Here is a 23,559-nt window from a genome sequence, read left to right as displayed (position 1 = left end):
GCGCTACCACTCCACCAGGAACTCCGAGTGGTCCAGGGCCGGGGAGGAGCCCCGCACGGTGCTGCCCGTGCCGCCGCCCACCGCCACCAGCGCGGCCCTCAGGCTGCCCTCGTGGAAGCGCATGGGCTGCATGTCCCCCCGGAAGATGATTCTCAGCCGGCGGCCGTCCAGGGGCTCGCAGTCATGGGTGCCGTAGCTCACCAGCGTCTTGTAGACGGTGGAGGTGCTGGCGAAGGCCCGCTTCGGGTCCCCCCGCCCCACCAGCCGGGTCAGCGTGTTGCCCACGTGGGACTCGAAGAAGCCATTCACGGTGGCCGCCCCGCAGGCGCGGAAGGTGTCGTCCACGGAGCCGTAGTACGGCTCCAGCACGTCCACCGCCGCGTAGAGCAGGCGCAGGAAGTCCGCCGCCGGGTAGGAGAAGAAGTCGATGGGCTTCTTCAGCCGCACCTCTTCCGACAGCCGGGCCACGGCCTCGCTGCCCGCCCGCTGCGCGACGAGCGTGAAGAGGGAGCTGAAGATGAAGCCTCGCACCGTGTGCTCCGGCCGCGTCAACGCAATCCGCTGGGCGAGTTCGCTCTTGTCGCTGGGCATGGCTGAGAAGTCTCGAGACCGGGGAGTGCAGGCCCGCTGTCCTTGCAAGCGTCTTCTACCAGAGTCAGCACGCGGCAGTGGAGCCCGTGGCTTCAATCGCGCTAAATGACGGGTTCCTGGAGGACTCACCCACCGATGGCTGAACCCATGAGGAACCAGACCCCCGCCGTGCAGTCCCGCGCCCAGCAGACCGGCACCGCCGACGACAGCGGGCGCACCGGGCGCGACGTGGACAGCATGCGCCGCTCCTTCCTCGACCACGTGCGCTACTCGCGCGGCAAGAACTACGAGACCTCCACCGCGCATGACCGCTTCATGGCGCTGTCGCTCGCCGTGCGGGACAGGCTCGCGGACCGCTGGGTGAAGACGGCCCGCACCTATTACGAGCAGGACGCCAAGCGCGCGTACTACCTGTCCGCCGAGTACCTGCTGGGTCGCGCGCTGGGCAACAACCTGCTCAACCTGGGCATGTACGAGGCCTCCGCCGAGGCCATGCGCGAGGTGGGGGTGGACCTCACCAACCTGCTGGAGATGGAGCCCGACGCCGGCCTGGGCAACGGCGGCCTGGGGCGCCTCGCGGCGTGCTTCCTGGACTCGCTGGCCACGCTCGGCTACCCCGGCATGGGGTACGGCATCCGCTACGAGTTCGGCATCTTCACGCAGGACATCGTCGACGGCTACCAGGTGGAGCGCGCCGACGAGTGGCTCAAGTTCGGCAACCCCTGGGAAATCGTCCGGCCGGAGAAGTCCGTGCCGGTGCGCTTCTTCGGGCGCGTGGAGCACCACCAGGGCCCGGATGGCCGGCCCATCGCCCGCTGGGTGGGTGGCAAGACGGTGGTTGGCGTCCCCTACGACACGCCCATCGCCGGCTACCACAACAACACCGTCAACACGCTGCGGCTGTGGCAGGCGCGCGCCTCCGAGGAGTTCGACCTGCTGCTGTTCAACGCGGGCGACTACGAGCGCTCGGTGGTGGAGAAGAACGACTCGGAGGTCATCTCCAAGGTCCTCTACCCCAACGACGCCTTCCAGGCCGGCAAGGAGCTGCGCCTCAAGCAGCAGTACTTCTTCGTCGCCTGCTCCATCGCCGACATCGTCCGGCGCTACCTCAAGAACCACACCGACTTCCGCGACTTCCCGAAGAAGGCGGCCATCCAGCTCAACGACACACACCCGGCCATCGGCGTGGCGGAGCTGATGCGCGTGCTGGTGGACGAGAAGCGGCTGCTCTGGGAGGAGGCGTGGGACATCACCCAGGCGGTGTTCGGCTACACCAACCACACGCTGCTGGCCGAGGCCATGGAGAAGTGGCCGGCGACGCTGTTCGAGCGGCTGCTGCCCCGCCACCTGGAAATCATCTACGAAATCAACCAGCGCTTCCTGCGCCAGGTGCAGATCCGCTACCCGTATGACGTGGAGAAGCTGCGGCGGATGAGCCTGGTGGAGGAGGGCGCGGAGAAGAAGATCCGCATGGCCCACCTGGCGGTGGTGGGCAGCCACAGCGTCAACGGCGTGGCCGCGCTGCACACGGACCTGCTGCGCCGGGACGTGCTCACGGACTTCGCGTCCATGTACCCGGAGCGGTTCAACAACAAGACCAACGGCGTGACGCCGCGCCGCTGGCTGGCGTGGTGCAACCCGCGTCTGGCCAAGCTGATTACGTCCCGCATCGGTGATGGCTGGGCCACCGACCTGGACCAGCTCCGCAAGCTGGAGCCGCACGCGGAGGACCCGGAGTTCCGCAAGGCCTTCCGCGAGGTGAAGCGCGCCAACAAGGAGGATTTGTCCCAGCACATCCGTGACTTGCGCTGGGTGCAGCTCAACCCGGACGCCATCTTCGACGTGCAGATCAAGCGCCTGCACGAGTACAAGCGCCAGCTCCTCAACGCGCTGCACATCGTGGCGCTGTGGATGAAGGCGCGCAGGGACCCGTCCAGCATCATCCACCCGCGGGCGTTCATCTTCGGCGCCAAGGCGGCGCCGGGCTACCACCTGGCGAAGCTGACCATCCGGCTCATCAACGGCATCGCCGAGGTGGTGAACAGCGACGCGGGCGCCACGGGCCTGCAGGTCATCTTCGCGCCCAACTACCGGGTCAGCCTGGCCGAGCGCATCATCCCGGCGGCGGACGTGTCCGAGCAGATTTCCACCGCGGGCATGGAGGCGTCCGGCACGGGCAACATGAAGCTGATGCTCAACGGCGCGCTGACGCTGGGCACGCTGGACGGCGCCAACGTGGAGATTCGCGAGGCGGTGGGCGACGAGAACTTCTTCCTCTTCGGCCTCACGGCGGACGAGGTCATCACCCGCAAGCGCGAGGGCTACCGCCCGCGTGACGTGTACAACCAGCACCTGGAGCTGCGCGAGGCGCTGGACCTCATCTCCACCGGCTTCTTCTCGCCGGAGGACAAGAACCTCTTCAAGCCGCTCGTGGACAGCCTGCTGGAGGAGGACCGCTACCTCGTGCTCGCCGACTTCCCGTCGTACATGGCGAAGCAGGAGGACGTGGTCCGCGCCTACCTGGACGCCGACGGCTGGGCGAAGAAGTGCATCATCAACGTGGCGCGCGGCGGCATCTTCTCGTCGGACCGCACCATCAAGCAGTACGCAGAGGAAATCTGGCGCATCCAGCAGACGCCGGTGGAGCTGTAGTCTCGTAGTCCTCGGGCCCGCGGCCGGTGGAGACACCGGCCGCCGGGCGATGCGCGCCCGCCATCTCGAGCACCGGGCCACACACCGCATCGTCCTCGAGCGCGTCCCAGTCCCCCTCGCGCACGTGACGGCCCGCGGGCGTCAGCACGGTGATGCGGCACCGCGGATGACGCACCGCAGAATCTCCTCCAAAACACCCATGCAATACATTGCGTCGCATGTTTTGACGCAATGCACAACACGCCTGCGTCTCACCTTCCGGTGCGAGACAGCTGTCTCCTGACGCACAGCGCCATTCTGATAACACGTCGCGCTGTATTGACTCGGGAGTCAATCCCGGGCACTAACACTCTGGGTGTTCGGGATTCGCCAAGGCGTAGAGGAAGTCCAAGACGCGTCTTGGATTATCCTCTCCGTGCGCTCCCGAGACTCCGTCCCCCGTCTGTAGGAGCTCTCATGAAACAGCAGCGTCCCCTGTTCCTGGCAGTCCTGGCCCTGGGTGTCCTGAACTCACTTCCCGCCTCCGCCGCGGCGGAGCGGACCACGTACCCCGTGGTGTTCGCGCACGGCATGGCCGGCTTCGACGACATCCTCGGTTACGACTACTGGGGTGACGACTACGGCACCTTCGTCGGCGACCCCTGCGACGGGTTCCTCGAGGTGAGCTGCAACGGTGACATCAACAGCGGGCAGCGGGCCTTCGTCGCCGCGGTGCAGCCGCTGCAGAGCTCGGATGTCCGCGGCCTGGACCTGGCCAACGACATCGAGAGCTACATGGCCACCGCGGGCGTCTCGCACGTGAATCTCGTCGGCCACTCGCAGGGAGGCCTCGACTCCCGCAAGGCCGCGCGCGTGCTGCGCGAGCGCAAGGGCTACCCGGTGGTGAAGGTGCTGCTGAGCATCTCCTCGCCCCACCGCGGCTCGCCGGTCGCCAAGTACGTCCTCGACCTGGGCCCCGGCGTCACCAGCGTCCTGGACGCGCTGTTCCGCATCTACGGCGACGTCGTCTACGGGCCGGGCAATGACGGCATCGCGGCCGTCAAGTCGCTCGTCTACAACGATTATGACGCCAACGACGGCAAGACGACGGGCGCGAAGGCCTTCAACCAGGCCTTCCCCATCAGCGCGTCCTACGCGTCCCACTACGCGTCGCTGATGACCGCCCAGTCCGGCCTCAGCGTGAACCCCGCCATGTACCTGGTGCAGAGCTTCCTCTTCGACATCGACGGCGACGGCTACTGCCTCGACGACTGCGACAACGACGGCGCCTCGGGCAAGGGTGACGGCTGGAAGGCGGAGGACGACGACGACGGCCTGGTGGGCATCAACTCGCAGCAGATGGGCTACCGGCTCCGCTACTCCGAGCAGTGGTTCTCGCTCGACTCCATCGGCATCGACTCGGCGCTGGGCTACGTCTCCAACATCAACGCGCCCTCCTCGCTGCAGATGACGTCCTCGTCGTCCCTCATCAACCAGGACCACATGGACGTCATCGGCCTGGGGCCGGACACGTTCGACGAGATGGAGTTCTACGCGGCCATCTTCAACTACGTCGCGAAGAACGACTAACCGCTGCCGGGGAGTGGCGCGTCACGGAGAAAGGGGCTGCATGAAAACGTGGATGAAGCGGATGCTGGGAGGCACGGCGGCCCTCCTCGGGCTCATCGCCGGCCTGTCGATATACGCACCGGGACAGCGGGCCGACGTCCTGGCCCTGGCCCGCCAGCCCCCCTCCAACGCGGGCCCCAGCGCGACGGCCCTCCCCTCCCCCGGGCCGCTGGCGGCCACCGCCAGCGCGCCCACCGGGGCCCCTCCCTCCGCCACCGCACCGGATGCGGAGGACCCGGAGCTGGAGGCGCTCGTCACCGCCATGCGCGAGCGCTACGGCGCGCGGCTGGACGAGCCCTCCGTGCAGATACGGATGCTGGAAGAGCTGATGCGCTACTTCCAGAAGCGCAGCCCGGACCGCTGGCGCGAGGAGCTGCTGGCCTTCCTCGAGAAGGCCTTCCCCGAGCGGTACGAGGAGCTGGCCGCCATGCTCCGCAACCGCGAGGACTACGAGAAGTGGGTGAAGGACAATGACGCGTACCTGCGCGGGCTGGGTGACAAGGAGCGCCGCGCCGCCGTCTGGGACGCGCGCAACCGGCTCTTCGGCAAGGACGTCGCGGAGCGCCTCTGGGCCTCCGAGCTGAAGAACCAGGCCCTCGCGGACACGCTGAGGACGCTCGACACGACGGAGGGCGCCGGCCTCACGGAGAAGCTGTCCGCCTACAAGCAGAAGCTCCAGGAGGTGCACGGCGAGGCGGCCGACGCATACGTCGCGCGCCACCAGCAGGAGCTGATGAACCGCTTCCTGGACCTGTCCTCCATCCAGCGCGAGCTGGGGGCGATGACGCCCGAGGAGCGCTCCCAGAGCCTGCGCACCGTCCGCAAGGAGATGGGCCTGGATGAAGAGGCGCTGACTCGCTGGGACACGCTGGACCGGACGCGTGACGCCCGCTGGGACGCGGGCGCCCGGTACATGGCCGAGCGCGCGGCCCTGGCGAAGGAGCTCTCCGGCGAGGAGCTGGAGGCGAGGCTCCAGGAGGTGCGCGCGCGCTACTTCGGCACCGAGGCGGACATCATCGCCCAGGAAGAGGCGAGCGGCTTCCTGCGCTTCGAGCGCCCCCGGGTGTGGGGGCGCAACTGAAGGCCGTCACGCCGCCTTGTTGAGCCACTCCTCGTAGGCGCGGAAGTCGTAGTCGCGTCCGAGGAAGGCATGCACCAGCTTCGCGGCGTCGTCCGAGCCGCCCGGCTCCAGCACGTCACGCCGGTACGCCTGGGCGGGCGCGGGGTCCAGCATCCCCTTCTGCTGGAACACCGTGAACAGGTCCTTCGCGATGACCAGCGACCACATGTACGTGTAGTAGTTGGACGAGTACCCGTCGAGGTGCCCGAAGGAGAGGTGGAAGTACGTGCCCTCCACGTAGGGGAAGGGCGTGTACCTGCCCTGCAGCTCGCGCACGAGCGCGGTGGCATCCACGCTCCCGGGCTCGCGCCGGTACAGCTCCAGGCTGAGCGCGGCGTAGAACATCTGCTGCCGCACCCACAGGCCCTTGCCGAACTCCTCCGCGCGGCGCATGCGCGCCACCACGTCCGCGGGAATCGGCTCGCCCGTCTGGTGGTGCCGGGCGAAGGTCTGCAACGAGGCGGCGTCGCGCGCCCACTCCTCCAGCATCTGCGAGGGGGCCTCCACGAAGTCCCACTCCGTGCGCACACCGGACACGCCCGCCCAACGCGTGTGGCCGCCGAAGATGTGGTGCAGCAGGTGGCCGAACTCGTGGAAGAAGGTCTCCACGTCGCTGTGCTGGAGCAGCGCGGGCTCCGCGCCGGGCCGGGGGAAGTTGCAGATGAGCACGCCCTCCGGCAGCCGGCGGCCCGCCTTCCCGCTGGTGAGGGTGAACTGGGCCGCGTGCTTGTACTTGTCGTCGCGCGGGTGCATGTCCAGGTAGAAGCGCCCGCGCAGCGAGTCGCCCTCCAGGACGTCATAGGCCTCCACGTCCGGGTGCCACACCGGCGCGTCCGGGACGCGCCGGTAGGTGACGCCGAACAGGCGCGCAGTCAGGTCCAGCACGCCCTGCTTCACGCGCGTGTACTCGTAGTATGGCCGCACCACCTGCGAGTCGAACGCGTACTGCTCCGCCTTGACGCGGTCCTCCAGGAACGCCTGGTCCCACGGGTCCACGCGCGGGGCGCCGGGCACGTCGCGGCGCTTGCGCTCCAGCAGCATCGCGTAGTCGCGCTTCATGCGCGCCTCGGAGGCGGCGGAAATCTTCGCGATGAAGTCCGCGGCGGCCTGCTCGTCGCGAATCATCTTGTCCTCGGTGGAGTAGGCCGCCCAGTTCCGGTAGCCCAGCAGCGTGGCCAGCTCGTGGCGGCGGGCCACCATGCGCTGGAGGACGTCCACGTTGGCGGGGTGCCCGCGCAGGCGGAACAGGCGCCACATCTTCTCGCGGGCCTTCGCGTCCCGTGAGTACGTCATGAAGGGGACGATGTCCGGGTAGTCGGTGGTGATGCGCACCTGCCCGTCCGGCCCGGGCGGGTGGGCGCGCACGTAGTCGTCCGGCAGCCCCTCCAGCGCGGAGGGAGGCAGGGCCTCGCTGCGGGTGTCCTGGCGGATGTTGCGGCTGAACTCCTGCCCGATGCGGACCAGCTCCTCCTGCAGCTCCTTCACACGGGCGCGGGTGGCCTCGTCGCGGTCCACACCGGCGCGGCGGAAGTCGCGCAGCACCTTCTCCATCCACTTGCGCGTGGGCCCGTCCTCGCCGGACAGGTCGAGCGAGACGAGCACGTCGTAGACGCCCCGGTCCATGCGGATGTCGTTGATGAGCGTCTCCAGCGCCTGCTCGGCGGCCTCCCCGGCCTCGCGCATGGCCGCGTCCGGGTGGGCGTGGCGGGCCACGGAGGCGCGGGAGCTGGCGTCGTCGAGCGTGCCCATGGCCTCGTCGTACAGCTCCAGCACCTCACGCACGCCGTATGGGGGGCGGAGGGCCTTGAGACGGGCGATTCCGTCGCGGGCGGCGGCCATGGCCTCCTCACCGGAGCGGCGGAACTCGGCCGGCGGGCAGGTGACGAGGCGGGCGGCGTCGGGAACGAGGGTCTCTGCTGACACTGTCTGCTCCTGAACCTGATGACAGGGATGAAGGGGCGCCAAAGGTAATGTGCATGCACCCCGGCGGCAGCAGCCTTCCGGGGCCGAAAAGCGGGAGGCCGCCCCAGCGTGAGTGCCGGATGCGGCCTCCTGGACTTCTCAACGGTTCAATCGGCCACGGACAGCCTACGGGCAGGCGTTGGCCGCGCCGGGCGTGGGCGCGGCGAGCAGGAAGACGCGGCCATCCCGGCGCCCGCTGCCGCAGCGCTGGATGGACACCGTTTCCCTGCTGGAGGTGCCGTCCTCGTCCACCTGGACCCGGCGGGGGTCCGGCGTGGCCCACAGCAGCGTGCCCAGCAGGCCGGTATCGTCCGCGTCCGCGGTGTCATGGACCAGCACGTCGATGAGCCGGCTGGCCGTCAGCGGCGTGTTGTTCGGGAAGGCCGCCGTCGTGCCCTGGTAGAGAGCCACCGCGTCCGGGCCGTTCTCCACGTTGTCCTTCGCCGCCGCGAACGTCAGCGCCGGCGCCGGTGTCAGCGTGGAGGTGCCCACCACCAACCGCCCCGCCGCGTCCGTGGACGCGTTGAGTGCCATGGCGAGGTAGGACTGGTCGTTGTTTCCGTTCCAGAAGACCAGCACGTAGCCGGCGAGGCTGACGTTGGGCACGCCGGTGGAGAGCTCCACGAACTCCAGCGTGTCACCGCCGGGCGTGTCCGAGTCCAGCTCGGAGATGAGCAGGTCGATGACCACGACGTCGCGCGGAGTCCCGGGCCCGTCAGCCTTCATGACGACGATGGACCGCGCGGCACCGGCAGGCGTCGAGTCATCGAGGCGGGTGATGGTGAGCTGGGTGTCGCTGTTCACCGTGAACACCTGGGCCGTGCCCCCGACGGTGACGGAGGTGGCCCCCGTGAAGCCCGTGCCCGTGAGGACCAGCTCCCCGCCCCGGGCGATGACCTCGTGGCTGACGCCGGTGATGGTGTTGGTGGGCGGCGGCGGAACCACCGTCACCGTGCCGTAGTCCGCCGGGTTGCCCCCACCGACGACGCCGTCCTGGTCGCAGTACACCCAGTCCTGAGCCCCCGCCGGTCCCTGTGTGAAGCGGTAGCGGAAGCCGTAGAGATAGCTGCCCGGCGTGCCGATGCTCAGGGGGGCCACCATTTCATCGTTGTTGCCACCTCCGGGCAGGTTGTAGCCCGCGTTGAAGGACGCGGGCACCCACGTCCAGCCCGCCGGGTCGTTGGCGTCGGTGCCGTAGCCCAGCTCGGCGACGATGAACGGGAAGTCGTCATTGCCCGCCTGGTTCCGGTTGGTGACCTGGTCGTCGTAGAACTGGCTGTAGATGCTCTGTGCCGAGTCAACCACGACGGGGGCGGCAATCGTCTTCGGGAACTGGATGGCGCAGTAGTCCACCGGCGGGTTGATGGCCACGGCGCACGTCTCGTTGGCCCGGCCCGGCGTGCCCCGGTCACCTCCAGGGAGGACCTCGCTGGAGTCGCACCAGTACCAGGGGTGCTGGCGGGCCGGCGAGGCCAGCACCACCGACGACAGGTTCATGGAGCGGCCCTGCATGCGCGGGAAGGCGAGTGTCAGCACCAGGTCATCCACCACGGTGGCGCCCGACTCCAGGGTGAGGCGCCCCGTGTCGCCCAGGGAGAACGTCCCTCCGAAGAAGCTGTAGTCCGCGGGCACGCCGCCGTTGGTGGCCTCGTCCACGTTGTACGCGGCGACGAAGGTGTCCCCGCCCGCGACGAGGGTGGGCCGGTCGCCCGGAGCCTGCACCGCGAAGCTCTCCACCCCGCCGGCGCCGTTGTCGAAGGTGACGAGCAGGTTCGTGACGTCGAGCAGCCGGTCCGTGGTGTTGGTGAGCTCGAGGTACTCGGTCGTTCCCACGTTGGGGCTGTGCATCACCTCGCTGATGACCAGTTCCCCCGCGGCCGGAGGCGCCGCCGTGTCACAGGCGCCCGCGTAGCAGACCGCCTGCGCGCCTTCGCAAAGCGAGATGCTGGGTGTGTACTCACACCGCGCCTCCCCGTTGTCGGCCACGCACGCGCCCGAATACGTCACGAGGCTCACGTTGTCGGGCGAGCACTCCGGCGGCCGGGGCGGACAGACGACGCCGCCGCACGGGCCCGGCAGCTCGATGGAGGTCAGCACCAGCGTGCTGGCGTTGTTCGCGTTGTCGATGATGCGAAGGGCGAAGTACCAGGTCGCCTGCACCAGCGGGAGCTGGAGGGTGGCCTCCTCGTCCGTGTCCGGGGGCTGGGGCAGGCCGGTGGGTACCTCCGAGGCGTTGCCGAAGTTGCCCGCGTCGATGGGGTCGGGGCTGTAGCGGAGCTCGTAGCGGGACGCCGTGCCCTGGCTGCCGTCATCACCCGTGGCCCGCCAGGTCAGGCGGACGGTCCGGTTGTCCACGAGGCTCGCGGCGAACGCGGGCGCCGGAGCCGGAGCCTGGTCGTCGATGAGGGTGAGCAGGGTGTCGACCGTCGGAATGGCGGGGTTCTCCGTGCGCGCGACGAGCAGGAAGTTCCCCTCCTGGTCCACGGTGAGGTCGGAGAAGACGGCCACTCCGTCCACCGGGGAGACCGTGAGCGTTCCCCCCAGGGTGGCGCCCGCGGGGCCGCCGGACAGGGACACCGTCACCGCCGGGATGGAGACACGAGGCGTGTTGTCGAACGCGTCACGCAGGGCCACCCGCGTCTGAGAGAGCGTCTGGCGCACGGAGCCGCTCGCCGGCGCGGAGAGGAAGACGAGCCGCACGGGCTCCGCCGCGTCCACGGTGACGGCGTCCGTGGCGAACACCCCGGCCGCGGCGTCCGTGAAGGTGAGCGTCTGTGGCCCCGCGGTCCGTAGGGTGGCCTGCAAGGTGTACGCGCCGCGGTCCAGCTCCGTGTACGTGTGGGACTCCAGCAGGCCCGGGTTCGGGTCCGTGGTGGTGGTCTCCACCGTGCCGGTGTAGTCCGTCTTCAGGTTGCCGAAGCGGTCATACGCGGAGACGACGAAGAGGTTGCCCTGGCCCGCGACGACGGGCCCCGGCACCCGCGCCACTCGCAATTCCGTCAGCAGGCCCGGCCGCACCGAGACCGGCGCTTCCGCGCGAAGCGGCGCGCCCGCCGTCTCCTCCACCACCAGGACGCTGTCGCGCACCGCCGCGAACGTCACGCTGAAAATGTGCCGGCCCGCGTCCGCCTCGGTGAACGGGTAGTTCCCCGGCAGGGTGGCCTGGGCATCTCCGCTGACCTGGAAGCCCACGGTTCCCCGGTAGCCAGAGGCCCGGTTGCCGAACGCATCCAGCAGCGTCACCGTGGCATCCACCGCCTGACCGGCGGCCGGGGTGGTGGTGGACAGCTCCAGCGTCATCCGCGCCACCGCCGCCGGCGCCACGCGGGTACTCACCGTGACGTTCCGCGACCCGAAGCCCTGCTCCTCGACGGTGATGGACTGAAGGCCCGAGCTGCGCAGCGTCACCGGGAACTCGTGCAGGCCGGCGTCCCGTGCGGGCTCGAAGGTGAAGTCCTCCGGCAGCACCGCCTGGGGGTCCGTCGACGTGAAGCGCACCCTGCCGGAGTACCCCGTGACGATGTTGCCGAAGCGGTCCCTCGCGCTGAGGGTGAGCATGTTCGAGGCGCCCGCCGTGACGTCCCCGGGCAGCCCCTCCAGCGCCAGGTACTCCACGATGCTGCTGACCACCTCCAGCGTGACGGAGCTGGTGAGCGCGGCATTGGCCGTGTCCACCACCGTTATCCGCCGGAGGCCCGCCGTGCGCAGCACCACGCCGTCGACGAAGGAGCCGATGCCCGCTTCATTCTCGGTGAAGGCGAAGTCGGCCGGCAGGGTCGCCGCGGGGTCGTCCGAGCTGAAGTGCACCGTCCCGGTGTAGTCCCGGACCACGTTGTCGAAGCGGTCGAACACGATGACGGTCAGGGTGCCCGGCACGCCCGCCCTGACGGGCGGCATCAGGCCGGTGAGCATGAGGCGGCTGGCGGCGTCCGCGCGGATGGTGAACGGGTCGCTCTCCACCGCCGTCAGCCCGGCCGCGCTGGCGGAGAACCGGTGCTGGCCCGCCACCTCCACCCGCAGGGTGTCGAAGACGGCCACGCCGTTGACGGCGGCCACCTGCACCGGCTCGAACTCGGGGTGGCCCACGAGGGACAGCGTCACCGGCGTGTTGGCCGAGGGAACGACATTCCCATTGGCATCCCGCAGCTCGACGCGGACCTCCGGCAGCAGCGCGCCCGCCGTGCCTCCGGAGGGCTGGACGGAGAAGGCCAGCTGCTCCACGTCCGGGTCCCGCGTCTGCACCATCACGCTGGAGGAGCGCGCGGAGTTGCCGCGGTTGTCCGTCACCCGCAGGGCCACGTAGTAGGTGCGGCGGGGCAGCAGTCCGGTGAGGGTGGCGGACTCGCTGGCGCGCGGCTCGGCGGGAGCGCCGACGCCCGTCACAAGGGTGGCCGCGTCGAACTGGGCGTCGCTGGTGATGTCGCTCTCCGAGTAGCGCAGCTCCTGGGACGCCGCCCGGCCCTCTCCGCCGTCGTCCCCCACGGCGGCCCACGTCACCGTGGCGCTGTTGGACGTGGACGTGCCCGCCGAGAGCGACGGCGTCGCCGGGGCCACGTCGTCCACGATGTCGAGGCCCGCGCTGGTGGCGCTGGACAGCCCCTGTGCCGACGCGACGAGCTGGAACCGGCCCTCCTCGCTCACCCGCAGGTTGGTGAAGGTGGCCACCCCCTCCAGCGGCGCCGCGCTGGTGACGCCCCCCAGTCCCTGCGCACCCTGCGCCAGCCCCATCGTCACCAGGGGCGCGCCCACCACCGCCCGGTTCCCGAAGGCGTCCTGGAGCTCCACCATCACCAGGGGCAGCACCGCGCGCACGGAGGCCCGCTCCGGCGGTGCCTCGATGAAGGCCAGCGTCGAGGCCTCACCGGCCACCACGCCCACGCCCTGCCCGGCCGCCAGCGCCGCGCTGGCGCCGTCCCGCACGTCGACGCGGTGGCTGCCCGCGCGCTTCAGGATGATGCCGGTAAAGGTGAAGCGGCCCGCGTCCGCCTCGGTGAAGGCGTGGGGAGCCGGCAGGCCGGCGGTGGCGTCCGTGGACGTCAGCACCAGCGTGCCCGTATAGCCCGTGGCCACGTTGCCGAACGCGTCGCGCACCGTCACCTGGGCGCTCCCGGCGGCACCCGCGGTGAGGACGCCGGGCAGGCCGGAGAGCTCCAGCGAGGCCGCCGCGGCCGGAGCCACGGCGAAGGTGGGGCTGGTGGCGCCCTCCAGGCCCGCGGCCTCCACCTTCAACTGGTAGCCGGTGCCCGACTTCTTCAGCACCACCTCCGTGAAGCGGACCACGCCGGCCACCGCGCGTGCCGTCAGCGTCCCCTCCAGAGTGGCGTCACCCGGGCCCGCGGCCAGCGACAGCGTCACCTCATCCGTGGCGCTCGTCACGGTGCGGCCCTGGCCGTCCTGAAGGCGCACCTCCAGGCCGCCCATGGGCGCGCCGGCCCTGGCCGACAGCGCGGTGGCGGTGAAGGCCAGCCGCGTGGCGACGTGCGGGGTGAAGGTGATGGCGGGACGCGAGCCCAGCACCACCGCGCCGCCCTCGGCCTCCACGGAAGCCGTCACCGTCTTCGTCCCGGCGCGGGTGGACACCACGGAGGCCGTGGTCCGGCCCTGGGCGTCCGTCCTGCTCGCCGGCTGCGTCACGGTGTTGCCGTCGCCGGACACCTCCACGCGCACCGTGCGGCCCTCCAACGCCGAGCCATCCTCCTGCTTCACGGTGATGGTGACGTCCACCCGGTCCTCGCCGTCGGCCAGCACTCCCGAGGCGCGGCTCACCTCCACCGTGGAGCGCGAGGCGTCGGGCAGCGGCTTCGGCGGCTGTGGCGTCTGCGGCGTGGAACCACCACCACAGCCCAGCAAGAGGCCCAGGCACAGCACGCCCAGCCCGAGCAGCCGGGCCAGCGAGAGGGGACGAGGGGACATGGATGTCTCCGGGAGCAAGCACCCCCCGCGCGGAGGACTCCACTCGCGGGGTTGCACCGCTTTCTACCAGACAATCCACCCCGGGAAGTAGCCCACGGCCGTAAACCTGCAACTCGAATGAAACTTCACCCGGCCGTGAGCGTCGTCCCGTCAGCCCCTCGTGACACGGGGCTACGTGAGGGCGGCCATGATGGCGCCGCCGCCGAGCAGGGACTGGCCGCCGTCGCAGACCATGATGGAGCCGGTGATGTACGAGGCGGCGGGCGAGGCGAGGAAGAGCGCCAGCTTCGCGATGTCGTCCTTGGTACCGAAGCGCTGCAGGGGCAGCGCCTGGATCATCTTCTGCTTGCCCTCCTCGCTGGGAGCGAGCCGGCGCATACCCTCGGTGTCCTCGATGGGGCCGGGGGTAATCGTGTTGACGCGCACGCCGGAGCCGCCCCACTCGAGCGCCAGCACGCGGGTGAGCATGTCCACGCCGGCCTTGGCGGCGCACACGTGGGCCTGCATGGCCATGGGCAGGTAGGCCTGGGGCGCGGAGATGTTGATGACGCAGGCGCCGGGCTTGCGCAGGTGGTCGAAGGCGGCGCGGCTGATGTTGAAGGTGCCCAGCACGTCGATGTCCATGACGGCCTTGAAGCCGTTGGAGGACATGCCCACCGCGGGCGCGGGGAAGTTGCCGGCGGCGCCGCAGACGAGGATGTCGATTTCGCCGTAGGCGTCTCGCACCGTCTGGAGGGCCTTCTCCACGGCGGCGTAGTCCCGGACGTCGGCGGCCACGCCCATGGCGGTGCCGTGCGCCTGGAGGCCCTTCACGGCGCCCTCCAGCTTCTCCACGTTGCGGCCGTTGATGGCCACCTTCGCGCCCGCCTTCACGAAGGCCTCGGCGATGCCGAGGTTGATGCCACTGCTGCCGCCAGAGATGAACGCCACCTTGCCCGCGAGCAGCCCGTCCCGGAACACGCCTTCTGCCATTTGACTCGTCTCCTGTGGAAGCGACCAGGCGGCGACTTGACCAGAACCCGCCGCACCGCGCCATGACCTTCACGAGGCGGACGGCGAGTCCGGGGGCGCTGTGTTAGAGGACGCGACATGACCCGCCGCCCCGAAATCCTCGCCCCCGCTGGGGACCTCGACTCGATGAAGGCCGCGCTGGCCGGTGGTGCCGACGCCGTCTACTTCGGGCTGGACGAGGGCTTCAACGCGCGTGCCCGCGCGGAGAACTTCTCGCTCGCCACCCTGCCCCAGACGCTGGCGCTCGTGCACCGCGCCGGGGCGCGGGCGTACCTGACGCTGAACACGCTGGTGTTCGAGCCTGAACTGCCCGTGGTGGAGGACATCCTGCGCCGGGTGGCCGCGGCGGGGGTGGACGCACTCATCGTCCAGGACCCGGCGGTGGCGCTGATTGCCCGCGCGGTGTGCCCCCAGATGGAGGTCCACGCCTCCACGCAGATGACGATTTCGAGCGCGGAAGGGGCCCGCTTCGCGCGGGGCCTGGGTGCCACGCGGGTGGTGGTGCCACGCGAATTGTCGGTGGCGGAGATTCGCCGGCTGGCGTCGGAGACGGACATCGAGCTGGAGGTCTTCATCCACGGCGCGCTGTGCATGTCGTGGAGCGGCCAGTGCCTCACGAGCGAGGCCTGGGGCGGGCGCTCCGCCAACCGCGGGCAGTGCGCGCAGTCGTGCCGGCTGCCGTACGACCTGGTGGTGGATGGCCAGACGCGCGAGCTGGGGGACGTGCAGTACCTCCTCAGCCCCAAGGACCTGGCCGGCGTCATGGCGGTGCCGCAGCTGGTGGATATCGGCGTGCACTCGCTGAAGATCGAGGGCCGGCAGAAGGGGCCGCAGTACGTGGCCACGGCGGTGCAGGGCTACCGGCGGTGGGTGGATGGCGTGGCGGCGGGGAAGCCGGACGCGGGCGCGCTGAAGCGCGACCTGGCGGACATGACGCTCTCGTACAGCCGGGGCTTCTCGCACGGGTTCTTCGCGGGTTCGGACCACCAGACGCTGGTGGAAGGCCGCTTCCCCAAGCACCGCGGCATGTACCTGGGCCGGGTGGAGTCCGTGCACGGGCGCGACGTGCGTGTGGTGGACGACCCGGAGGGCCGCCCCTGGACGGGCGGCCTGGGACAGGAGGACGCGGACAAGCGCCCGGACGCGCCGCAGGGCAAGGTGTCCTCGCCGCTGGAAGGCGACGCGCCGGTGGCGGCCGAGGTGTCCCCGCGCCCCGGCATGGGCGTGGTGTTCGACGCGGGCCACCCGGAAGACAAGCACGAGCCGGGTGGGCCGCTGTTCCGCGTGGAGCGCAAGGGCCGCGGCTGGGTGCTGGGCTTTGGCAACCCCGGACCGGACCTCGCGCGGGTGGCGCCGGGGCAGCGCGTGTGGGTGACGAGCGATCCCGCATTGGCGAAGCGCACGGAAGAGCTGCTGGCGCAGGGCGAGCCGGAGGGCCGCGTGCCGCTGGAGCTGACGGTGTCGGGCGCGGCCGGGGCGCCGCTGGTGGTGACGGGCCGGGCGCGCGGTGGGCACGTGTTCATGGTGTCCAGCGAGGTGGTGCTGGCGGAGGCACGCGGTGGCGGCATGGACGCGGCGCTGCTGAAGGACAAGCTGGCGGCGCTGGGCGGGACACCGTTCCACCTGAGCGGGCTGGACACGGCGGGGCTGGTGCCGGGGCTGCACCTGCCGGTGTCGGAGCTGAAGGCGCTGCGGCGCCGGCTGGTGGCGGAGCTGGCGGAGAGCGTGGCGCGAGGGCCGGTGCGAACCGTCCGGGAGGAGTCCGTCCTGGAGGAGCTGCGCGCATCGCTTCGCGAGCGCGTGACGACGGCGTCCGTTGCGGCGGGCTCGGTTGCGTCACCCGAGCGCGTGACGACGGCGTCCGTTGCGGCGGGCTCGGTTGCGTCACCCGAGCGCGTGACGGCGGCGTCCGTTGCGGCGGGCTCGGTTGCGTCACCCGAGCGCGTGACGGCGGTGCCCCCACCGGAGGGCGCGGTCAAGTCGCCTCGGGAGCGCGTGACGGCCGGGCGCTCACCGGAGGCCGCGCGGCTGCTGCCGCTGTGCCGGACGGACGAGCAGCTGGAGGCCGTCATCGCCGCGGGGCTGCCCGAGGTGGAGCTGGACTGGATGGAGCTGGTGGGCCTGCAGCGCGCGGTGGAGAGCGCGCGTGCGGCGGGGCTGCGGGTAACGATTGCGACGGTGCGCGTGCAGAAGCCCGGCGAGGAGGGCTACGACGCGCGCATCGCGAAGCTGAAGCCGGACGCGGTGCTGGTGCGGCACTGGGGGGCGATGATGCACTTCCTGGAGAAGCCTCCCGCGCCCGGGGAGTCTCGCCCGGCGCTGCATGGAGACTTCTCGCTGAACGTCACCAACTCGATGACGGCGTTGCACCTCTTGGGGCTGGGGCTGGACACGCTGACGTTCGCGCATGACCTGGACGCGGTGCAGCTCGGGGCCATGCTGGAGCACCTGCCGGCGGAGCGCTTCACGGTGGCGGTGCACCATCACATCTCGACGTTCCACACGGAGCACTGCGTGTACTCACACACGCTGTCGCACGGGCGCGACTACCGGAGCTGCGGGCGTCCGTGTGAGAAGCATCGGGTGTCGCTGAGAGACCACAAGGGGCTGGAGCACCCGGTGGTGGTGGACGTGGGGTGCCGCAACACGGTGTTCAACGCGCAGGCGCAGAGCGCGGCGTCACTGGTGCCCCGGCTGCTGGAGCGCGGGGTGCGGCGCTACCGGGTGGAGTTCGTGCGCGAGTCGCGCGAGGAGGCCACGCGGGTGCTGTCGGCCTATCAGGACCTGTTGGCGGGCCGCATCTCCCCCGCAGAGGCCGTGCGCCGCGCGGCGGTGCACGAGCAGTTCGGCGTGACGAAGGGCACCATGAAGGTGCTCAACCCGACCTTCACCGTGCAGCGCTGACGGGAGCCGCGAATCAGTCCCGGGGCGTGCGGCGCGAGAAGCGCAGCACGGCGCGGAACACGTCCTCCACCGCGTTGGCATCCACCTTCAGCTCCGCGGCCCACTGACGCCGCGTTTCGAGCAGGCTCGCCTCACGCCCGAGGTCCGGCAGGGGCAGGCCGTGCTCCGCCTTCACCCGCGCCGCCTGCTGCACGAGCCGCGCGCGCCGGGCCAGCAACTCCACCATTTCCCGGTCGAGCACGTCGATGCGCTCACGAATCTCGGTCAGGCCGGAAGGCGTGGGGATGGCCTCGGGAGCCGGGCTGTCCGACGCGCGGGAGGCTTCGAGCTCCAGGTGCAGCCGCGTGAGGGCGTCCATCAGCCCCACGCGAGCGTCCCGAGCATAGGGGTTCTCCGACTGCACGACGCCGAGCAGGTGGGGCACCTCCTGGCTCGCGTACTCGACCAGGCGGGCAAGGGGCTGGAAGCTCGGGGGCGCGAAGGGAAGGTCCTTCCCCACCTCGGCACGCATCAGGCCGTGCGCCAGGAAGAACGTGAGCACGTGCGTGCGCGACATCAGCGTGTCGTGCTCGTCCGGCGTCATCTCCGTCACCACGCACCCCAGCCGCTCGAACAACTCCCGCGCCTTCCGCGCGGCGTCCGGGTGCAGCTCATTGGGACACACCACGGTGCGACGGGGCTTGTCCCCGCGAGCGAGGCTGGCGGGGCCGAAGAGCGGATGGGTACCGGCCCAGGGAATGTCCCGGCCCAGCACCGAGGCCAGCACCTGCACCGGCCGCACCTTGACGCTCCCCACGTCAATCACCGTCTGGGAGGGCTTCAGGTGCGGGCGCAACTCCTGGAGCACCGCGCGCATGGCGCCCACCGGCATGGCCAGCACCACCAGGCTCGCGCCGCTCACCGCCTCCGCGAGCGAGCCCGCGCGCAGCTCGGGGGGAACCCCTTCCTGCCGTGGGTCATGCACCTTGTGAGGAATGCCTGCTTCGAGGAGCAACCCCGAGAGGGCGCGACCGAAGCGCCCATATCCCAGCAACGCGATGCTCTCCAGCATTGAGACAGGCTCCCGCTGCACGTGCACGATGATGAGGAGATCCTCGCACCGGCGTCAGCGTGGCGGAAGCCCCCACCCCTGGGTGCGGAATCACCGCCCCTGGAAGCGAGGAGGCCGGCGCTCGGCGAAGGCGGAGAAGGCCTCCGCCAGGTCGAGCGACTGGAGGAACGCGGAGTTCCACACCGCCACGTAGCGCAGGCCGTCCGCGATGGACTTGTCGGCGCAGTACTCCATCACCTGCTTGGCGCCCTGGACGACGAGCGGTGGGTTGTCGGCAATCCGCCGGGCGGTGGCCCGCGCCTCGGTGAGCAGGGCCTCGGGGGTGGGAAACACCTCGTTGACGAGCCCCATACGCAGCGCGCGTGCGGAGTCCACGTCACCGCCGGTGTAGGCCAGCTCGCGCGTGTGGCCCTCGCCGATGATGCGAGGCAGGCGCTGGAGCGCGCCCAGGTCGGCGACGATGCCCACCTTCACCTCGCGCAGGGAGAACTTCGCCTCCTGCGAGCAGTACCGGAAGTCACACGCGGCGATGAGGTCCATGCCTCCGCCGATGCACCAGCCATGCACGGCGGCGATGACGGGCTTGCGGCAGCGGGCGAGCCCCTCGGTGGCCTGCTGCATGTCGCCGATGAGCTTCAGGAGCTTCGTGCGCTCGAGGGCCAGGTTGCTCTCGCCCATGAACAGGGGCCCGAGGGTCTCCATCATCCCCATCAGGTCCAGGCCGTAGGTGAAGTGGCTGCCCTCGCCGCGCACGAGGATGACGCGAATGGTGTCGTCGGCATCCAGCGCGCGGATGGCCTCGGGCATCTCCCGCCAGAAGTCGGGGCCCATGGCGTTGCCCTTGCCCGGGCCGGTGAGCACCAGCTCCGCGACGCCCTCACCCTTTTCGATTCGCAGCGACTTGTACGTGCCGTCCATCCATTCCTCCAGGAAAGCGAGATGGCGGCACTTGACCAGAAGCAACGCGGCGGCGTCCACGGGAGTGCCGTGGACGCCTCACCGCCGGACGTCAGCCGAACTCCACCACCCGCATGCCGAACAACCGGTCCACGGCCGTGAGCAGGTCGTCGTTCACCTGCACCTTGATGGAGGTGTTGCCGATGAGCGCCTCGGCCTCGCCCTGGAAGAGCACGCTGACGGCCACCGGCGTGGCGCCCGCGTACTTCTTCGCCAGCTCGTGCAGCTTCGCCACCCGGTCCTCGGTGAGCAGGTCCGCGGGCACGCGCAGCTCCAGCCGCTTCGTGCGCTTCTCACGCACCGCCTTCAGGCTCTGGATGTCGTCGACGATGAGCTCCGGCGTGGGGTTGTTCTCGTCGCGCTGGCTGATCTGCACCGTGCCCGACACCAGGATGGGGTCATCCGACTTGAGCAGGTGCTCCCAGTTCTCGTACCCCGGCTTGGGCCCCTGCTTCGCCCACTTGCCGTCCTTGCCCATCACGTTGCGCGTGCCTTCCTTCCCCGGGAAGCACACCAGCTCGATGGAGCCGGACAGGTCTTCAATCGTCACCCACGCCATGCGCTTGCCCGTCTTCGTGGGCCGCTCGCGGAGAATCGTGACGATGCCCGCCACCGTGAGCTTGTCGTCCTTGCGCGCCCGCTGCACCGCGGTAATCGGCCGCGCGTAGCGCTTCAGCTCCTTGTCGTACTGATGCAGCGGGTGGCCGGACACGTAGAAGCCGATGGCCTCCTTCTCCAGCGCCAGCCGCTCCTTCTCCGTCCACTCCTCCACCGCCACGTACTCGTCCTTCAGCCCACCGCCGCCACCCGAGGACGGGCCGGCCAGCATGCCGAACAGCGAGCTCTGCCCCGCGGCCTTGTCCTTCTGGCTGGCCGAGCCCCGGTTCATCGCCTTCTCAATCGTCTCGAAGAGCTGCCGGCGCGGCCGCTTCTCGAAGTCGAAGGCGCCCGCCTTCACCAGCGCTTCCATCACCTTCCGGTTGACGCGGCGGCTGTCCACGCGCTCGCAGAAGTCGAAGAGGCTCTTGAAGGGCCCCTCCTTGCGTGCCTCCAGGATGGACTCGATGGCGCCCTCGCCCACGCCCTTGATGGCGCCCAGACCGAAGCGGATCTTCCCGTCCACCGCGCCGAACTGCAGGTCCGACTGATTCACATCCGGCGGCAGCACCTCGAGGCCCGACTCGCGCGCCTCGCCGATGTGCTTCACCACCTTGTCGGTGTTGTCCTTCTCGCTGGAGAGAAGGGCCGCCATGAACTCGCACGGGTAATGCGCCTTCAGCCACGCCGTGTGGATGGTGACGAGGCCGTACGCCGCCGAGTGGCTCTTGTTGAAGCCGTACTCGGCGAACTTCTCCATGAGGTCGAAGATTTCGCCGGCAATCTTCAGGTCGACGCTGTTCTTCGCGCAGCCCTCGAGGAAGCCGGCGCGCTCGGCCTGCATGACCTCGGCCTTCTTCTTGCCCATGGCGCGGCGGAGCAGGTCGGCGCGGCCCAGGGTGTAGCCACCCAGGACCTGCGAGATCTGCATCACCTGCTCCTGGTACACGATGACGCCGTAGGTATCCTTGAGCACCGGCTCCAGCGCGGGGTGCGGGAACGTCACCGGCTCGCGGCCGTGCTTGCGGTTGATGAAGACGTCCACCATGCCGGAGTCCAGCGGACCCGGGCGGTAGAGCGCGCCAGCGGCGATGACGTCTTCGAAGCAGGACGGCTTGAGCTTCACCACCATTTCCGTGAAGCCGCTGGACTCCATCTGGAAGACACCGGCCGTGTCTCCCTTGGCCATCAGCTCCCAGACCTTGTCGTCGTTGAGCGGAATCTCGTGACGGGGAATGTCCTTGCCGTGGTTGCGCTTCACCAGGTCCAGCGCGTGCTGGATGACGGTGAGCGTCTTCAGGCCGAGGAAGTCGAACTTCACGAGGCCCGCCGCCTCCACCTCGTCCTTGGCGAACTGGGTGATGAGCGTCTTCTCACCGGGCGGCTGGTAGACGGGCACGAACTCCCACAGCGGCTTGTCGGCAATCACCACGCCGGCCGCGTGCATGCCGGGCTGCCGGTGCAGGCCCTCCAGCGCCAGGGCGATTTCCAGCACGTCCTTGGTGGTGACGGGCTTGCCCTCCACCTCGCCGATGTTGGAGGGCGTCTCCATCATCTCCTTGAGGCGAGGCTCCATCTCGATGGCCTCCTTCAAGGTGATGTTGAGCACCTCCGGCACCAGCTTGGCGATGCGGTCACCCTCGCTGAACGGCAGCGCGAACACACGGCACACGTCGCGCAGCACGCTCTTCGCCTTCAGTGAGCCGAAGGTGATGATCTGCCCCACGTTCAGCTCGCCGTACTTCCGGCCGACGTACTGGATGACCTCGTCCCGGCGGTCCTGGCAGAAGTCGATATCGAAGTCCGGCATCGACACGCGCTCCGGGTTGAGGAAGCGCTCGAACAGGAGGTTGTACGGGATGGGGTCCAGGTCGGTGATGCGCAGCGCGTAGGCCACCAGGCTGCCGGCGCCGGAGCCACGGCCCGGGCCCACGGGGATGCCGTGCTGCTTCGCCCAGTTGATGAAGTCCTGGACGATGAGGAAGTAGCCGCTGAAGCCCATCTTCTGGATGACGCCAATCTCCAGCGTGAGGCGGGCGTGGTACTGCTCGCGGTCCAGCGGGTACGCGCCCTCCAGCTCCTTGAAGCGCTGGCGGAGCCCCTCGTAGGCCAGCTCCGCCATGAAGCTGTCCGGGGTGTGGCCGTCGGGCACCTTGAAGGTGGGCAGCATGGGCTTGCCCAGCTTCAGCTCCAGGTTGCACTGCTCGGCGATGCGCTGGGTGTTGTGGACGGCCTCGGGCGTGTCCTTGAAGAACTCCAGCATCTCCTGGGGGCTCGTGACGTAGAGCTTGTCCGTGGAGTGCTTCATGCGCTTGCCGTCCGCCAGCGTCTTGCCGCTGGCGATGCACATGAGCAGCTCGTGCGCGCGGGCGTCCTCGCGCTTGATGTAGTGCGCGTCCGCGGTGGCGCACAGCGGGATGTCCAGGTCGCGCGAGAGCTGCTTGAGGTTCTCGTTCGCCTTGTCCTGCTCGGGCATCCCGTTGGACTGCACCTCCAGGAAGAAGTGCCCCGGCTCGAAGATGTCCTTGTACTCCTGCGCGGCGCGGCGGGCGTGGTCCATGTCGCCGCGGAAGCACGCGCTGGTGATTTCACCGCCCAGGCACGCGGTGAGGGCGAAGAGCCCCTTGCTGTGCTCGGCGAGCACCTTCTTGTCGATGCGCGGGTGGTAGTAGAACCCGTGCATGTACGCCGTGGAGGAGAGGTAGCGGAGGTTGGCGTAGCCCTCGGCGTTCTTCGCCACCAGGATGAGGTGGTGGGACACCTTCTCGGAGCGGTCCTCGCGGCCCTTGGGGCCGGCGACGTAGGCCTCCATGCCGAGAATGGGCTTGATGCCGGCGTCCTTGGCCTTCTTGTAGAAGTCGATGGCGCCGAACATGTTGCCGTGGTCCGTCACGGCAACGCTGGTCATCCCCTTCTCCTTCACCGTCTTGATGAGGTCCTTCATCCGGATCGCCCCATCGAGGAGCGAGTACAGGGTGTGGAGGTGGAGGTGGGTAAAGGACATAGGCTCGTGCCACTCCGAAGAGGAGAGATGCTGAACAGTAGGGCGGGGCTCCCCTGCTCGCCAGTCCAGTGTTGAGACCCTGGGGGTAGGCGACGGCGGAGCCGATTTTTCGGCCCGGGAACCCCTTCTGCCATGAGCGGAAGCGGGGGCGAAGAAAGTAACGACCCGGCCCTGCCGGCGCCCGCCCGC

General features: G+C 69.7%; 11 protein-coding genes. 4 read left to right on the top strand and 7 right to left on the bottom strand.

Annotated features, from left to right (window positions below):
- Nucleotides 1-3: 3 nt before the first annotated feature.
- Complete coding sequence (locus K8638_RS35940) at nucleotides 4-591, bottom strand: DUF2378 family protein (RefSeq protein ID WP_223759236.1); 588 nt, start codon at nucleotides 589-591, stop codon at nucleotides 4-6.
- A 147-nt stretch (nucleotides 592-738) separates the two neighbouring features.
- Here K8638_RS35940 and K8638_RS35935 point away from each other — a divergent pair, with 147 nt between their 5' ends.
- The 3 genes from K8638_RS35935 to K8638_RS35925 all read left to right on the top strand — a co-directional run bounded on the left by K8638_RS35935 (nucleotide 739) and on the right by K8638_RS35925 (nucleotide 5,932).
- The gene (locus tag K8638_RS35935; RefSeq protein WP_223759235.1) at nucleotides 739-3,243 is read left to right on the top strand and encodes a glycogen/starch/alpha-glucan phosphorylase; all 2,505 of its coding nucleotides are present in this window, start codon (nucleotides 739-741) and stop codon (nucleotides 3,241-3,243) included.
- Between the two features lie 456 nt (nucleotides 3,244-3,699).
- Nucleotides 3,700-4,812 carry a triacylglycerol lipase gene (locus K8638_RS35930; protein WP_223759234.1) on the top strand — a complete coding sequence of 371 codons (1,113 nt, stop codon included), beginning with the start codon at nucleotides 3,700-3,702 and terminating at the stop codon, nucleotides 4,810-4,812.
- Nucleotides 4,813-4,852: 40 nt separating this feature from the next.
- A complete protein-coding gene (locus K8638_RS35925) occupies nucleotides 4,853-5,932 on the top strand; it encodes a hypothetical protein (RefSeq protein WP_223759233.1) in 1,080 nt (359 codons plus the stop codon).
- A gap of 6 nt (nucleotides 5,933-5,938) precedes the next feature.
- Here K8638_RS35925 and K8638_RS35920 read toward each other — a convergent pair whose 3' ends face one another.
- The 3 genes from K8638_RS35920 to K8638_RS35910 form a co-directional block, all read right to left on the bottom strand.
- The gene (locus K8638_RS35920) at nucleotides 5,939-7,894 is read right to left on the bottom strand and encodes a M3 family metallopeptidase (RefSeq protein ID WP_223759232.1); all 1,956 of its coding nucleotides are present in this window, start codon (nucleotides 7,892-7,894) and stop codon (nucleotides 5,939-5,941) included.
- 165 nt (nucleotides 7,895-8,059) lie between these two features.
- A complete protein-coding gene (locus K8638_RS35915) occupies nucleotides 8,060-13,846 on the bottom strand; it encodes an Ig-like domain-containing protein (protein WP_223759231.1) in 5,787 nt (1,928 codons plus the stop codon).
- 171 nt (nucleotides 13,847-14,017) lie between these two features.
- Nucleotides 14,018-14,818: an SDR family oxidoreductase gene (locus tag K8638_RS35910; RefSeq protein WP_223759230.1), complete on the bottom strand. Its 801-nt coding sequence runs from the start codon at nucleotides 14,816-14,818 to the stop codon at nucleotides 14,018-14,020.
- A gap of 117 nt (nucleotides 14,819-14,935) precedes the next feature.
- On the opposite strand from K8638_RS35910, the gene K8638_RS35905 reads away from it, so the two are divergent.
- On the top strand, nucleotides 14,936-17,761 hold the full coding sequence (locus tag K8638_RS35905; protein WP_223759229.1) for a DUF3656 domain-containing protein: 2,826 nt from the start codon (nucleotides 14,936-14,938) through the stop codon (nucleotides 17,759-17,761).
- 13 nt (nucleotides 17,762-17,774) lie between these two features.
- Here the strand turns inward: K8638_RS35905 and K8638_RS35900 are convergent, their stop codons facing one another.
- From K8638_RS35900 to dnaE, 3 genes are all read right to left on the bottom strand, one after another.
- Nucleotides 17,775-18,812, bottom strand: a complete 1,038-nt coding sequence (locus tag K8638_RS35900) for a prephenate dehydrogenase/arogenate dehydrogenase family protein (RefSeq protein ID WP_223759228.1) — start codon at nucleotides 18,810-18,812, stop codon at nucleotides 17,775-17,777.
- A 90-nt stretch (nucleotides 18,813-18,902) separates the two neighbouring features.
- A complete protein-coding gene (locus K8638_RS35895; RefSeq protein ID WP_223759227.1) occupies nucleotides 18,903-19,730 on the bottom strand; it encodes a crotonase/enoyl-CoA hydratase family protein in 828 nt (275 codons plus the stop codon).
- Nucleotides 19,731-19,821: 91 nt separating this feature from the next.
- A complete protein-coding gene (dnaE, locus tag K8638_RS35890; RefSeq protein WP_223759226.1) occupies nucleotides 19,822-23,370 on the bottom strand; it encodes a DNA polymerase III subunit alpha in 3,549 nt (1,182 codons plus the stop codon).
- Between the last annotated feature and the right edge of the window lie 189 nt (nucleotides 23,371-23,559).

It is taken from the genome of Myxococcus sp. RHSTA-1-4 (genome assembly GCF_020037125.1).
GTDB lineage: Bacteria > Myxococcota > Myxococcia > Myxococcales > Myxococcaceae > Myxococcus.
The sequence above is the reverse complement of the archived record's forward strand: the minus strand, read 5'-3'. Positions and strand labels throughout refer to the sequence as shown.